The organism is Serratia sarumanii, assembly GCF_029962605.1.
GTDB classification, from domain to species: Bacteria; Pseudomonadota; Gammaproteobacteria; order Enterobacterales; family Enterobacteriaceae; genus Serratia; species Serratia sarumanii.
In genome coordinates, this window is record NZ_CP124750.1 from 3932422 (window position 1) to 3946212 (window position 13791).

A 13791-nucleotide genomic window follows, 5' to 3' on the forward strand; every position below is an offset into this window, starting at 1 on the left:
TCACACCTGTGCCTGCTGCCACTCGGCAAACTGGATTTCCAGACTATTCTGAGCATCGGACAGCCAAATAGTTCCCTCTTGCAACGTCGCCTGCAGCGTCATGGTGCGGCTGGCCAATGCCGTCAGGCGCGCCAGCTGTTCGTCGTCGAGGAAACGCACGCTCAGGTTCTTGTGGCCGGCCACCTTGCCCTGCATTCCCTGCCACCATACGTGCGCGGCGCGCTCGCCGTAAGCGTACAGCACCACGCGCGGCGACTGGTTGCAGGCCTTGCGAATGCGCTTCTCGTCGGGCAATCCCATCTCGATCCACATTTCCAGCCCATTGTGGTCGTTGCGCTGCCAGATCTCCGGCTCGTCGTCGGCGCTCAGCCCTTTGGTGAACACCAGCCGTTCGTCCGCATGGCAGATCCAGGCCAGCAAGCGCAGCATCATGCGCTGCTCGTTTTCGGACGGGTGTTGCGCCAGCGTCAGCGTGGCGTCGTGGTAGAAGTGACGATCCATATCAGCAATATTGACCGCGGCTTTATAAATGGTTGCTTTCAGCGCCATGGGTGACCTCGTTATTATCCGGCGACAGTGTACTTGATCAGGGCCGAACGCCGCCAGCGCGGCCCGGCCGCGGCAGTGCGAAAGGCGTGCCGGGGTGCTGATAACTCCATAACAGCTGTGCTATAGTCGTCTGGGATAGGATAAAACTCCAAGAGCCTGCGCCTCATCGCGATAGTAGTCTTGATGATGCAGAGGTTCTTAAGGGAGGAAACTGTGCAACAATACTGTGAGTTAGTACGCCGTACTTACGCCGAGATTGGCAGTGGAGATCTTGGCTACGTGCCCGATGCGCTGGCTTGTGCGTTAAAGGCATTGGACGATGTCGCAGCGAACGATGCGCTACCGTCCTCCGTTAGGGAACAGGCGGCCTTTGCCGCCGCTAACTTATTGGTGAGCGACTATGTTGATGAATGATGAGTACCAACCCATCAATTGCGATGACTACGACAATCTGGAACTCGCCTGTCAGCATAAACTTATTCTGAAGCTGGAGTTACGCGACGGAGAAGTGATCGAGGCCAAGGCGATCGACCTGCTGCAAAAGAAACGCGTTGAGTATCTGACCATCGAACAGAATGGCCAACAGCGCGACCTGCGTCTGGACCATATCAGCAGTTTCAGTCATCCGGAAATCGGTACCGTGGTCGTCAGTCTGTCGGACTGAGCAGCGGTAACCCCATCCCAACAGGGCAGCCCAACGGCTGCCCTCGTCATTTACGGCTTCAGGCTGGCGTAAAAGGCCGCCAGATCGGCGATATCGTCATCCGACAGCCCCGACACGTAGGCCTTCATCACCTCGGCCTGGCCGCCGTTGCGCTCCCCTTTCTTGTACGCCTGCAACGCGTGCTGCAGGTACATGGCGTTCTGCCCGGCCAGATTCGGGTACATCGGCACCGTCACCTTGCCCTGCGCGCCGTGGCACGCCGCGCAGGCGGCGGCTTTCGCCTGGCCGGCCGCCGCATCCCCCGCCGCCAACGCCGGCAGGCTGAACAGGCCGGCGGCCAACAGCGTGATCCCCACAAACTTCATTATTGCTCCTCGCGATTATGATTTTTCTCCCAGCGCAGCCGCCACGGACGTTCGCCTTCCGGCACCTGCCCCGCCTCACAGACGAATACGCCCAGCGCGGCGATCAGCTGCTCATCATAATAAATCAACGGGATGCGTTCACGCTGCCAGGGTGGGATCCCCAGCTCCTGCCACAATTTTTTTATCGGCCGCGAATGGGCGCGCCCCACGATGCGCACCGCGCCCTGCACGCCGCCGAAACGAATGCTGATCCGCTGCGACGGCTGCGGCGCGCGCAGCGCCAGCTCGCCCTCACCCGCGACAAGCCGCCCCAGCCCGTCCGGCAGCGCCAGCGGCTGATCAGGCTGCCAGGGCAGATGCACATCGCGCAGCGCCGCCAGCGGCGGCAACAGGTGCAACCGGCCGCGGAAACGGCGAATCTGATAGGCGCCGAGCTGCAGCTGCGGTTCGGCATCCTCCCGGCTGAGCGCCACCTCCTCCCACAGGCGCTGAAGCTGCTCACGCGCCGGCATGGTGACGTTAAACAACGCGATCCAGCGCCGCAGCAAGGCGAAGCGCCGCACCGGCGAACAGTCCGTCAGGCCGTCGATCGCCAATGAGCGATCCGCCGCCAACAGGCTTTGCAGCGGTTCCGCCAGCAGTTCGTCCAGCAGCTGCTCCTGCTCGGCGCACAGGCCGGCGCTGCGCGCCACCGCCGAGGCGAAGTGCGGCCAGCGTTGATTGAGCTGCGGCAACACCTGCAAGCGCAGGAAATTGCGATCGAAGCGCGTGTCCTGATTGCTGTCGTCATCTATCCAGGCTAGGGCGTAGCGTTGCGCGTAGTTTTCCAACGTCTGGCGTGAGCAACCCAACAGCGGCCGCAACAGCAGGTGCTCGCCCAACGCGGTGCGCGCCGCCATCGCCGACAGCCCCGCCGGCCCGCTGCCGCGCTTGAGCGCCAGCAGGAAGGTTTCGCTTTGATCGTCGAGGTGTTGGGCGGTGAGCAGCGCTTCGCCCTCCGTTAGCGCGGCGCTGAAGGCGGCATAGCGCGCCGCGCGCGCCGCCGCTTCGATGCCGCCCTGGCGGGCGTCCACCTGCACGTGCGTCACCGTCAGCGGGATCTGCCAGTCGGCGCAGCGGCTGCGGCAATGCTCAACCCAGCGGTCGGCGAAGGCGCTCAGGCCGTGATGCACATGCAGCGCGCGCAGTTGCATTCCCGGACGCCGGCGGCGCAACGCCGCCAGCACATGCAGCAGTACGCTGGAATCCAGGCCGCCGCTGAACGCCACCAGCAGCCGCTGCTGCGCGCCCAACTGGTCTGCCACCCGCGTCGTTAATTGATCAGTATTCATCGGTCGGCTTTGTCACTTCTACATAGCTGCACGTTAACCCCGCCTACCGTCATCAATCAAGCATTAACCGTCCGTGCCTGGCGCCGCGTCAGCAGCCACCAACCGCCCAGCACCGCGATCACCGCCAGCGCGCATCCGGCCGCTCCCCAGCCAATCTGGGCGAAAATGCGGCCATACGCCTGCATCGCCGCCCCCTCGATGTGATCCTCGGCGGTCTGATTGGCGATAATGCCCGCCAGATAGTTGGCGATCGAGCCGGTCGCCAGCATATAGATGCCGGTCAGCACGCCGGTGGCGCCGGGGATATTCAGCCGGGTGATCTGCGCCATCGCCACCGGATCGATAAACAGTTCGGCGAAGCCCATCACCGCCAGGCCGGCGATCATCAGCCCCATCGATCCCGGCCCGTGCAGCCGCGTATTGAGCGCCATCAGCGTAAAGCCGACGCCGATCAACAGCAGACCGAAGGCGAACTTGCACCAGATGCGCAGCGTGCGATCGCCCGTACCGTCGCCGTTCGCCAGCCATGCCAGCGCCACGCCGCCCAGCATCACCGCGCAGGCGTTAACCGACTGGAACAGCGCGGTCGGCACCGTCCAGCCGAACCAGCGCCGATCGACGAAGTGATCGATAAACAGGCTGATGGAGCTGCCGCCCTGCTGGGCGAAAGCCCAGAACAGCGTGCCCAGCAGCATCAGCACAACGATCTGCCACAGTCCCCGGCGCTGGCCGGCGTCCGCACGCAGCATAATGCGTGCCACCAGCACCACCGCCGCCACGCACACCAGCCCGAGCAAATAGCCGGCCCAGTCGTGCACAAACAGCAGCGTGAAGAACAGCGGCGATGCCAGCAGCGCCGCCAGCAGCAAACCCCAGTGCGGCAAACCCAGGCTTTTGGCGCGCATCAGCGGTGCATTCACGCCGCGGGTATGGCGGAAGTGGCGCCCGCCGAGCAGGAAGATCGCCAGGCCGGCGAACATGCCGATCCCGGCCAACGCAAAGCCGACGTGCCAGCCATAGCGCTCGGCCGCCAACCCACAGGCGATCGGCGCCAAAATGGAACCGACGTTGCCGGCGGCGTACAGCAGCGAGAAGCCCCCTTCGCGGCGCGAGTCGTGCGCCGGATACAGCTCGCCCAGCAGGCAGCTGATATTGGATTTGAACAGGCCGTAGCCGCAGATGATGATGGCCAGAGCCAGATAGAGCGACTGGGCGGAGACCGCACTCAGGCCGAGCACGATATGCCCCAGCGTCATCAGCGCCGCGCCGGCGATCACCGCGACGCGATTGCCCAGCAGGCGGTCGGCGAGCCAGCCGCCCAAAATAGGAGTGACATAAACTAACGAAGCGTAAGCGCTGTAGAGATCGATGGCGTGGCTGTCGGTATAGCCGAGTTGGTGGGTCAGATAGAGAATCAGTAACGCACGCATGCCGTAAAAGCTGAAATATTCCCAAATTTGTATGGCTACGACATAGTAAATTGCGCGCGGCTGTGAGGGTGTTTTCATGGAGGTCTCCCATCAGTCGGTGAACGGCAAAGGGGAAGCGCGAGCGCCTCCCCTGTTATTGGCTGCGGTTATTTCGCCTTCAGCACTTTCACCCGATAACGTCCGTCCGCCTGACGATAGGCGCCGTGAATGTCGGTTTCAAAGCCCGGATAATGCGCGCCGATTTCGCACAGCATCTGCAGGAACTCCAGCACCGGCCGGCTCTCCTCGGTCAGCATTTCGCCCGGCATCACCAGCGGCACGCCCGGTGGGTATGGGAGGATCATATTGGCGTTGACCTTGCCGACCATCTCTTCCAGATAAACCTCTTCCACTTCGCCGTGCAGCTCTTTCTGGAACGCCTGGTATGGGTTCATCACCATGGTTGGCAGCACTTCGAACGCGCGGTACATCAGGTCCGGCAGGTTGTGCTGCTCCACCAGGCGGTGAATGTTCTGCGCCAGATCCTGAATGCGCATGTTTTCATAGAAATCAGGCGCTTCCTGATACAGCGAAGGCAGCATGTTCTTCACCCGCAGGTTCAGATCGAACGAGCGTTTGAAGTCGGTCATCGCGCGCAGCAGGCTGAGCGCCTTGGTTTTGTCGATGCCGATGCTGAACAGGAACAGCAGGTTGTACGGCCCGGTTTTCTCGACGATGATGCCGCGTTCGTCGAGGTATTTCGCCACGATGCTGGCCGGGATGCCGAACGGCTGCATCTCGCCTTCCTTGCTCATCCCCGGCGTCAGAATGGTGACCTTGATCGGGTCGAGGTACATGTGTTCGTTATCGATGTTCTTGAAGCCGTGCCAGGCGCTGTCGGAACGCAGCGGCCAGCATTCCGGCTCATCGATATGCTCCGGCTGCCAGACGTCGAAGAACCAGCCGTCGGACTCGACTTTCAGGCGTTTGATCTCTTTGCGGAACTTGATCGCGCGCTCGATAGAGCCGTTGATCAGGCGCTTGCCGGCGTTGCCTTTCATCATCGCCGCGGCGGTTTCGGTCGACGCCACGATGCCGTAGTGCGGCGAGGTGGTGGTGTGCATCATGTAGGCTTCGTTGAAGGTTTCTTCGTTGATATCGCCCTTCACGTGAATCATCGAAGCCTGCGAGAAGGCCGCCAGCAGTTTGTGGGTGGACTGGGTTTCATAGATCACCTTGCCCTCCACGCGGCCGCCGCTCATGCCGCACTTGCCTTTATAGATCGGGTGGAAGTTGGTGTAAGGCACCCAGGCGGAATCGAAGTGGATAGACTTCACGTCCAGGGTGTTCTTGATAAAGTCGGTGTTGTACAGCAGGCCGTCATAGGTGGAGTTGGTGATCACCGCGTGTACCGGCCAGGTGGCGTTCGGGGTATCCTTCACACGTTTGGCGATGGTGGCGCGCTGGAACTCGCTCTGCGGAATGCCGCCGAGGATGCCGTAGGCGTTGCGGGTCGGGCGGAAGTAGATCGGCGTGATGTCACTCATCATCATCAGGTGAGTCAGCGACTTGTGGCAGTTACGGTCAATCAGCACCGTGCTGCCCGCCGGCGCCGAATACATGCCGACGATCTTGTTGGCGGTGGAGGTGCCGTTGGTGACCATGTAGCTGCGTTCGGCGTTGAACACGCGGGAAATGTACTCTTCCGCCTCTTTGTGCGGGCCGGAGTGATCCAGCAGCGATCCCAGTTCGGACACCGAAATCGAGATATCCGACTTCATGGTGTTCGGGCCGAAGAAATCGTAGAACAGGCTGCCCACCGGGCTCTTCTGGAACGCGGTGCCGCCCATGTGGCCCGGCGTACAGAAGGTGTATTTGCCTTCGCGCACGTATTTGAACAGCGCCTTGGTCAACGGCGGCAGGATGGTGTCGATGTACTCGTCGGTGTTCTGTTTGATCTTGGCGGCGATGTCGGTTGCCGCGCCGAGCGCATATTCGAAGAAGCGCACCTGCATGCGCAGATCGTTCAGGCTGACGTCCAGCGTCGAATAGGTGTTGGCGAACGCATACAGTGGCATGTATTCGTTCAGCTGGCTGATCTCTTCGCACAGCTCCAGGTTGTATTTGTCCCAGTCGAAGATCACCCCGCACAAGCGGGCGTTGTTCTCGATCAGTTTCAGCAGGTCTTCGCGATCGTTAGGGTAAACGATGCGGAAATCCAGACTTTCCAGCGCCTGATGCAGTTCACGGATAGGCTCTTCTTTGAAGTAGACACCCATGTGATTCATGATGGCGATAACGTTCATATGCATTTCTCCTGGCAAAGCAAGCCCCTTCCCGTCGCGGCTGACAGGTCGGAAAGAAAGGGGCTGGGTAAATTCAGTCGGTCAGCGGACGCGAATCAGTGCGCTTTGGCCGTGGTGTTTTCATCGACCGCCGCGGCGTTGGCAGCCTGGCGGGTATTCATTTTCCGGGCGTAGAACATCAGGATAATCAGGCTGATGATAAAGGTGCCGGACAGTTCGAATGAGTTGGCGCCCATCAGCGCGATGAAGCAGAAACCGCAGCCGCACACCGAAGCGATCAGGCTCAGCAGGTTGCGCACGTTGACCCCTTCGAAGCGGATCAGGTCTACGCAGGAGTAGAAGTAAGGCAGCATGGTCAGCAGCACCGCGATGCCGGTCAGTTCGCCGAACAGGTCGGACGCTTTGCCGCCGGCGGAGCTCATCAGTGTGATCAGCACCATCAGCGCGGTCATTTTGCAGCCGGCCAGCAGCAGGCCTTTCTTCGGAATGCCGTTTTTATCCAGCTCGCCGTACACTTTCGGGAAGTTGCCGTCGTTGGCGGCGCGTACCCCGGCCTGGCCGACCAGCATCATCCACGAACCGAGCGACGTCAGGCAGGCGAAGGCAGTGAAGGCGGAAACCATCGGTGCGGCCCAGTTGCCCATAATCGCCGAGGCGCTGATGGCGAACGGCGCGCCGCTGGCGGCCATTTCAGACGCCGGGAACATACCGCTGATCACCTGAGTGGCGGCGATGTAGATAATGCCCGCCAGGCCGGTGCCGAGCATGGTCGCCAGCGGCACGGTGCGTTTCGGGTTTTTCACCATGCCGGTGCTGACCGCTGCGGATTCCACACCGATAAATGCCCACAGGCACAGCAGGATACTTTTAATCACCGCATGGCTGTCGGTGGTACCGGAGGTATTCCAGTTAGCCTGGTAGGTGGCGACGTCAAACCAGTGCCAGCCGAGGGTGGCAGTCACGATCACCGGGATCAGCACCAGCACCAGGCCCAGGGTGGTCAAACGGCTGACCCAGGTTCCGCCCAGCATGTTGACGAAGGTGAAGATCCACACGATGGCGATACAGGCGATGCCGGCAGGTACCGGGTTGTTCAGCGCCGGGAAGAAGGTGGAGAGATAAGAAACGGCGGTAATGCCGATGGCCAGGTTACCGATCCAGTTGGCATGGTAATAAAGCACGCCGGTCTGGAAACCGAAGGCCGGGGAAATTTCACCCGCATAAGCGATAGGGCCGCCCTGCTGCGGGTTTTTGGTGGCGAGGCGGGCATACACATAGGCCAGCGACATCGCCCCGATAATCGAGATCACCCATCCCCAAATGGCGATAGATCCGAGACTCGCCAGGTTGGCGGGCAATAAGGCAATCCCGCTCCCCATCATATTACCGGCGACGACGCCGGTGCAGGCAATAAGCCCTATTTTCTTGGGTGAAGCCATGGTCAGTTTCTCCTGATTTACGTTTCTTATAAGCCACACCCATAAATGAAAGATTTTAATGAGCCGGCTTGATAGTCAGGATGCTAACCATCGGGGGGAATAAAGTCCTAAAGATAAAGTGAGTTTACGCTCATGATCATACAAATGATAACCTGAGGTTTTTCATTAACACATCAAGATAAAAAGGTAAGCTAAAGAAAAGATAAACATCATTTAAAAACAGCAAAATAGCGAGGTTAATCACGCATAACAAACGGCAAAAAAAGAGCAATATTGCGCAGAAAAATAATACATTCATGCAACATGACTTCACCAATAAATAACGCCGCCATGATCCCCGGAGAATAATGGCGGCGTGATAGCGGTTAATTATTGGCGCTGATAGTTATTTAAATAAGGCACCACGTTGGTCAATGACGTCTGGAATACGCCATTGGTGATCCAATGCAAAGTGTCCTCGCCGGGGCGAAGATTGAATGCGGTAATATAAGAATCCGCCGCCAAATGGTTCTGCCCCTGCATTTCATACACTTTCCCCAGCAACACATAATTCAGCCACGACATTTGCAATTCAATCCCCAGATCGATCGCCCGGTGCGCCTCGTCAATGCGCCCCTGCGTCAATGCATCTACCGCCAGAACTTGCTGCATGATTGGCGTGTTTTTCAGTTCGGGGATGGTCGCCAAATGACTGATATCGGCGCGCAGTTGCGCCAAGGCCTGGCTGTCGAACGGTTGATAAGAATTGCGCAGCAGATCCACCAGCGCTTTTTCCGCCAGCAGGTAGTGGAAATCCGGCGCGCTTTTAATCAACTCGCTCAGCTGGGCGCTGGCGCGGGTCAACGAATCGGCGTCGCCGTGGATCAGCAACTGATGCGCCTGGTAGAAGCGCTGCAGCAGCGGCCCGTTGTCGGGCAGCAGCTGCGCCAGACGCTGCTCCAGCTGTGGCGGCCAGGGCTGCTTCAGCGCTGCGGACAGGCTGGAGAGGAAGTCGGTCTGGATCTTCAGCTGGTTATCGGCGGTAATGAAGTAACGCTTGTCCAGCATGACTGAGCTGTCGGCGTTATCCACCAGCCGCACGGACAGGAAACACTGCTGGGCGCGGTAGTGGCGCTGATTGACGAACTCGATATACAGCGACTTGCCCGAGTTGCTGGGGCCGGAATAGTTGTAGTTGGTCTGGTCGTGCACCAGGAAGGTCGAGTAGGTGTTCAGCGAATCGGTGATCAGCTCGCTGACGCCAACCACATAGGAGAGCTGCGGCATCCAGTTGCTGCAGCTCTCGCCGCCCTGGATGCGAATATCGATATCGCGCGGGTTGAGCAGCACCGGCATGGTCGATACCGGCACGCGCTGCGACAGCGTGGCGATGCCGACAAACGCCACGCAGACGCTGAGCGCCGCCAGAAACGCCAGCCACACCCAGAAGGTCGAGCGGCGATAAAAGCGCGGCTTCTTTTCGCCGGGCGCGGCAACCGGCGCGCTTGCCCGGCGCGGCGGCACATACGGCGTCTCGTCTTCCTCGCTGCCGTCTTCCGGTTCATGCATGATCACCGCGATCTGCGGCGCCGGTGCGGGAGCGGGTTGCGTCTCCCCCTCTTCACACCAGATCACCGACGTCGCCAGCTTATATCCGCGCTTGGGCACGGTGATAATGTATTCCGGGCTGTCGCTGTCGCCGTCTTTCAGGTATTTGCGCAGCTCCGAAATACATTGGGTCACCACGTGGTTGGTGACGATATTGCGCTTCCAGACGTTGTCGATCAGCTCGTCGCGGCTCAGCACCACGTCCGGATGGCGGGCGAAATAGCACAGCATGTCGATCAGGCGCGGTTCCAGCGTTTTTAGGCGTCCGTCGCGGCTGATGGTGTTGTCGGCAGGGGTAACCAGCCACTCCCCGACGCGAAAAGCAGGCTCTTGCATGGCGGAAATAACTCTGTAGGCATGTAGGGCAAGGGCGCGATCATAGCATAACCGCCCCCGGCTGTGGCCGCCGGGAGGCGATTAAGCCGTTAACTCTCGTATAATTCTAACGGTAAACCATCGGGATCGCTGAAAAAGGTAAAGCGGGATTGGGTGTAAGGATCGACGCGTACCGGTTCGCAGGCGACGCCGGCCGCCTGCAGATGGGCGATGGCCTGGTCAATGTCGTCAACGCTGAACGCCAAATGGCGCAGGCCGCAGGCCTCCGGGCGGCTGACGCGAGCCGGCGGCGAAGGGAAAGAAAACAGCTCGATGGCGTATTGCCCGTTGAGCGCCAGATCCGCTTTCCAGGAGCCGCGCTCCTCGCGGTAGACTTCGCTCAGCAGGGTGAATCCGAGAATGTCGCAGTAAAAACGCTTGCTGGCGGCGTAATCCGCGCCAATGATCGCGATATGGTGTACCTGACGTAACGCCAGCATGGCGGCCTCTCCTGTTCGGTCTGATGAGGCAAGGTATCCGGCGGCGGCGGTGCCGTCAATGAGAACGCCCGGCATATCTTTCCAAACTGCCGGGCGTGTTATGCATTATGGCTGTGGGGCTTTCAACACCTTCACCAGATAGCGCCCGTCCTCCGTCAGTCTGGCGCCGTGGATGTCGGTTTCAAAACCGGGGTAACGTTCGCCGATCGAGCACAACATCAGCAGAAAATCGAGTACCGCCCGGCTCTCTTCGGTGATCATTTCCCCCGGCATCACCAGCGGCACGCCCGGCGGATACGGCAGGATCATATTGGCCGCCACCTTGCCAACCAGCTGATCCAGCTCACAGGTTTCCACGTTGCCCCGCACCTGCTCCTGGAACATCTGGTGCGGCGTCAGCTTCATTTCCGGCAGCACGTCGAACGCCCGCTGCATCAGGCGCGGCAGATCGTGCTGGCAGATCAGGCGATGAATGCCGGCGGCCAGATCCTGAATGCGCATGTTGCGATAGAAATCCGGATCCTCGGCGTACAGATCCGGCAGCATGTTCTTCACCCGCAGGTTGAGATCGTAGGCGCGCTTGAAGTCGGTCAGGCCGCGCAGCAGGCTCATCGCCTTGGTTTTGTCGATGCCGATGCTGAACAGGAACAGCAGGTTGTACGGCCCGGTCTTCTCCACCACGATGCCGCGCTCGTCGAGGTACTTCGCCACCAGCGCCGCCGGGATCCCCTCCTCCTCGAGCGCACCCAGCTCGTTCATGCCCGGCGTCAGGATCGTCACCTTGATCGGATCGAGGTACATGTGATCGCGATCGGTCTGGCCGAAGCCGTGCCAGTTGTCGTCCGGATCCAATGGCCAGCATTGCGCTTCATCGATCTCTTCCGGCTGCCAAATGTCGAAGAACCAACTGTCGCTCTCCTCGCGCAGCCGCTGCACTTCACGGCGAAAATGCAGCGCGCGCTCCACCGAGCGGTTGATCAAGCGGCGCCCCGGGTTGCCGCGCAGCATGGCGGCCGCGGTCTCCATCGACGCCACGATGCCGTAGTGCGGCGAGGTGGTGGTGTGCATCATGTAGGCTTCGTTGAAGGTGCTCTCGTCGTAGTCGCCTTTGATATGAATCATCGAGGCCTGCGAGAAGGCCGCCAGCAGCTTGTGCGTCGACTGGGTCTCGTAGAAAACCTTACCGGGCACCCGCTCGCCGCTCATGCCGCTCTTGCCGTCGTAAATCGGATGGAAGTTGGTGTAAGGCACCCAGGCGGAGTCAAAGTGGATCGATGGCACCTCCAGCGTCTGCTTGATGTAGTCGGTGTTGTACAGCAGGCCGTCATAGGTGGAATTGGTGATCACCGCATGCACCGGCCAGGTGGCGTTCTCGGTCTCCTGCACCCGGGCGGCGATGCTTTCGCGGGTGAACTCGCGCTGCGGAATGCCGCCGAGGATGCCGTAGGCGTTGCGCAGCGGGCGCAGATAGATCGGCACGATATCGCTCATCATCAGCAGGTGGCACAGCGATTTGTGGCAGTTGCGGTCGATCAGCACGGTGCTGCCGGCCGGTGCCGAATACATGCCGACGATCTTGTTGGCGGTGGAGGTGCCGTTGGTGACCAGATAGCTCTGCTCGGCGTTAAAGGTGCGCGCGATATACTCTTCGGCCTCCAGGTGCGGCCCGGTGTGATCCAGCAGCGAACCGAGCTCGGTAACCGAAATCGAGATGTCGGCCTTCAGGGTATTGGCGCCGAAAAAGTCATAGAACAGGCAGCCCACCGGGCTTTTTTGAAACGCGGTGCCGGCCATGTGGCCCGGCGTGCAGAAGGTGTACTTCCCTTCGCGCACATAGTTGAACAGCGCCTTGGTCAGCGGCGGCGTAATGGTATCGATGTATTCCGCGGTGTACTGCTGGATGCGCTGCGCGATATCGTCCGCCGCATTCAGGCCATACTCGAAGAAATAGAGCACCATGCGCATTTCATGCAGGCTGACGTCGAAGGTGGAATGGGTATTGATAAAGGCGTACAGCGGCAGGTATTCATTCAGCTCGTTGATTTCGCTGCACAGCTCCAGGCTGTAGTCGTCCCAGTCGAAGATCACCCCGCAAATGCGGGCATTGGCTTCGATCAGCTTCAGCAGATCACCGCTGTTTTTGGGGTACACCAGCTGGAATCCCATGGCGGCCAGCGCCGCGTGGAGCTCGCGGATCGGCTCATCTTTGTAGTAGACGCCCGTCGGGCCCATGATGGCGATGATATTCATCGGCAGCTCCTGTCAGTTAACGGCCAAGTCTCTATAACACCACGAAAATCCGGTGGTGTGTAGCCAAAAAAAAACCGCCCGGAGGCGGTTTCTTGCAGCGAAGAACAGAACTCAGCAGTAGCCGTAGTTCATCAGACGCTGGTAGCGGCGGTTGAGCAACTCTTCGTCGTTCAGACCGTCCAGATCTTTCAGATCGGCCAGCAGCTGCGCTTTCAGCGCGGCGGCCATTGCCGGTACGTCGCGGTGCGCGGAACCCAGCGGCTCCGGGATCACCGAGTCGATCAGCTTCAGCTCTTTCAGACGCGGCGCGGTGATGCCCATCGCTTCTGCGGCCAGCGGCGCCTTATCGGCGCTCTTCCACAGAATGGAGGCACAGCCTTCCGGCGAAATCACCGAGTAGGTGCTGTACTGCAGCATATTCACCTTATCGCCCACGCCGATCGCCAGCGCGCCGCCGGAGCCGCCTTCGCCGATGACGGTGCAGATGACCGGCACGTTCAGGCGCGACATCTCACGCAGGTTGCGCGCGATGGCTTCGGACTGGCCGCGCTCTTCCGCGCCCACGCCCGGATAAGCGCCCGGGGTATCGATAAAGGTGATGATCGGCATCTTGAAGCGCGCGGCCATTTCCATCAGGCGCAGCGCCTTGCGGTAGCCTTCCGGCGCCGGCATGCCGAAGTTGCGGCGGATCTTCTCTTTGGTTTCACGGCCTTTCTGGTGCCCGATGATCATCACCGGGCGGCCATCCAGGCGCGCAATACCGCCGACGATCGCTTTGTCGTCGGCGTAAGCGCGATCGCCCGCCAACTCTTCGAAGTCGGTAAAGATGTGTTTGATATAATCCAGGGTATAAGGACGGCGCGGGTGGCGTGCCAATTGGGCAATCTGCCAGGCCCCAAGATCGGCAAAAATCTTGCGCGTCAGCTCAACGCTCTTTTCACGCAGGCGCTGAACCTCTTCGTCCAGATTAATATCTAATTTTTCGTCTTGACGGCTGACTGCAGTCAGCGAGTCAATTTTCGCTTCCAGCTCTGCAATCGGCTGTTCAAAATCAAGAAAATTCAGACTCATAGCAT

12 protein-coding genes are annotated in these 13791 nt (G+C 60.0%); 2 read left to right on the forward strand and 10 right to left on the reverse strand.

Annotation, left to right across the window (positions count from 1 at the left end):
- Complete coding sequence (locus SSARUM_RS18725) at positions 1 to 549, reverse strand: YaeQ family protein (RefSeq protein WP_033649819.1); 549 nt, start codon at positions 547 to 549, stop codon at positions 1 to 3.
- 213 nt (positions 550 to 762) lie between these two features.
- Here SSARUM_RS18725 and SSARUM_RS18730 point away from each other — a divergent pair, with 213 nt between their 5' ends.
- On the forward strand, positions 763 to 963 hold the full coding sequence (locus SSARUM_RS18730; protein ID WP_004931993.1) for a YaeP family protein: 201 nt from the start codon (positions 763 to 765) through the stop codon (positions 961 to 963).
- Positions 950 to 1213 carry a Rho-binding antiterminator gene (gene rof / locus SSARUM_RS18735; protein WP_004931991.1) on the forward strand — a complete coding sequence of 88 codons (264 nt, stop codon included), beginning with the start codon at positions 950 to 952 and terminating at the stop codon, positions 1211 to 1213. The genes SSARUM_RS18730 and rof overlap by 14 nt, the downstream gene beginning before the upstream one ends.
- Positions 1214 to 1263: 50 nt before the next feature.
- On the opposite strand, the gene SSARUM_RS18740 is transcribed toward rof, so the two are convergent.
- The 9 genes from SSARUM_RS18740 to accA form a co-directional block, all read right to left on the reverse strand.
- Complete coding sequence (locus tag SSARUM_RS18740) at positions 1264 to 1578, reverse strand: c-type cytochrome (protein ID WP_033635721.1); 315 nt, start codon at positions 1576 to 1578, stop codon at positions 1264 to 1266.
- Positions 1578 to 2909 carry a tRNA lysidine(34) synthetase TilS gene (tilS, locus tag SSARUM_RS18745; RefSeq protein ID WP_060431007.1) on the reverse strand — a complete coding sequence of 444 codons (1332 nt, stop codon included), beginning with the start codon at positions 2907 to 2909 and terminating at the stop codon, positions 1578 to 1580. The genes SSARUM_RS18740 and tilS overlap by 1 nt, the downstream gene beginning before the upstream one ends.
- Before the next feature lie 56 nt (positions 2910 to 2965).
- On the reverse strand, positions 2966 to 4417 hold the full coding sequence (gene dtpD, locus SSARUM_RS18750; RefSeq protein WP_060431009.1) for a dipeptide permease DtpD: 1452 nt from the start codon (positions 4415 to 4417) through the stop codon (positions 2966 to 2968).
- A gap of 68 nt (positions 4418 to 4485) precedes the next feature.
- Positions 4486 to 6624: a lysine decarboxylase CadA gene (cadA, locus tag SSARUM_RS18755; protein ID WP_038878804.1), complete on the reverse strand. Its 2139-nt coding sequence runs from the start codon at positions 6622 to 6624 to the stop codon at positions 4486 to 4488.
- 95 nt (positions 6625 to 6719) lie between these two features.
- Positions 6720 to 8063 carry a cadaverine/lysine antiporter gene (gene cadB / locus SSARUM_RS18760; RefSeq protein ID WP_041036471.1) on the reverse strand — a complete coding sequence of 448 codons (1344 nt, stop codon included), beginning with the start codon at positions 8061 to 8063 and terminating at the stop codon, positions 6720 to 6722.
- Between the two features lie 369 nt (positions 8064 to 8432).
- Positions 8433 to 9986 carry a lysine decarboxylation/transport transcriptional activator CadC gene (gene cadC, locus SSARUM_RS18765; protein ID WP_060431011.1) on the reverse strand — a complete coding sequence of 518 codons (1554 nt, stop codon included), beginning with the start codon at positions 9984 to 9986 and terminating at the stop codon, positions 8433 to 8435.
- 89 nt (positions 9987 to 10075) lie between these two features.
- Positions 10076 to 10465, reverse strand: a complete 390-nt coding sequence (locus tag SSARUM_RS18770; protein WP_033635730.1) for a VOC family protein — start codon at positions 10463 to 10465, stop codon at positions 10076 to 10078.
- Between the two features lie 105 nt (positions 10466 to 10570).
- Entirely contained in the window at positions 10571 to 12715 is a 2145-nt protein-coding gene (locus SSARUM_RS18775; RefSeq protein WP_060431013.1) for a lysine decarboxylase LdcC, read from the reverse strand.
- Between the two features lie 111 nt (positions 12716 to 12826).
- The gene (accA, locus tag SSARUM_RS18780; protein WP_004931972.1) at positions 12827 to 13786 is read right to left on the reverse strand and encodes an acetyl-CoA carboxylase carboxyl transferase subunit alpha; all 960 of its coding nucleotides are present in this window, start codon (positions 13784 to 13786) and stop codon (positions 12827 to 12829) included.
- Positions 13787 to 13791 lie beyond the last annotated feature (5 nt).

What these genes read in the sequence shown, in the direction of transcription:
- SSARUM_RS18725 (WP_033649819.1), bottom strand. Translation starts at nt 549, where the DNA reads ATGGCGCTGAAAGCAACCATTTATAAAGCCGCGGTCAATATTGCTGAT.
- rof (WP_004931991.1), top strand. Translation starts at nt 950, where the DNA reads ATGTTGATGAATGATGAGTACCAACCCATCAATTGCGATGACTACGAC.
- SSARUM_RS18740 (WP_033635721.1), bottom strand. Translation starts at nt 1,578, where the DNA reads ATGAAGTTTGTGGGGATCACGCTGTTGGCCGCCGGCCTGTTCAGCCTG.
- tilS (WP_060431007.1), bottom strand. Translation starts at nt 2,909, where the DNA reads ATGAATACTGATCAATTAACGACGCGGGTGGCAGACCAGTTGGGCGCG.
- dtpD (WP_060431009.1), bottom strand. Translation starts at nt 4,417, where the DNA reads ATGAAAACACCCTCACAGCCGCGCGCAATTTACTATGTCGTAGCCATA.
- cadA (WP_038878804.1), bottom strand. Translation starts at nt 6,624, where the DNA reads ATGAACGTTATCGCCATCATGAATCACATGGGTGTCTACTTCAAAGAA.
- cadB (WP_041036471.1), bottom strand. Translation starts at nt 8,063, where the DNA reads ATGGCTTCACCCAAGAAAATAGGGCTTATTGCCTGCACCGGCGTCGTC.
- cadC (WP_060431011.1), bottom strand. Translation starts at nt 9,986, where the DNA reads ATGCAAGAGCCTGCTTTTCGCGTCGGGGAGTGGCTGGTTACCCCTGCC.
- SSARUM_RS18770 (WP_033635730.1), bottom strand. Translation starts at nt 10,465, where the DNA reads ATGCTGGCGTTACGTCAGGTACACCATATCGCGATCATTGGCGCGGAT.
- SSARUM_RS18775 (WP_060431013.1), bottom strand. Translation starts at nt 12,715, where the DNA reads ATGAATATCATCGCCATCATGGGCCCGACGGGCGTCTACTACAAAGAT.
- accA (WP_004931972.1), bottom strand. Translation starts at nt 13,786, where the DNA reads ATGAGTCTGAATTTTCTTGATTTTGAACAGCCGATTGCAGAGCTGGAA.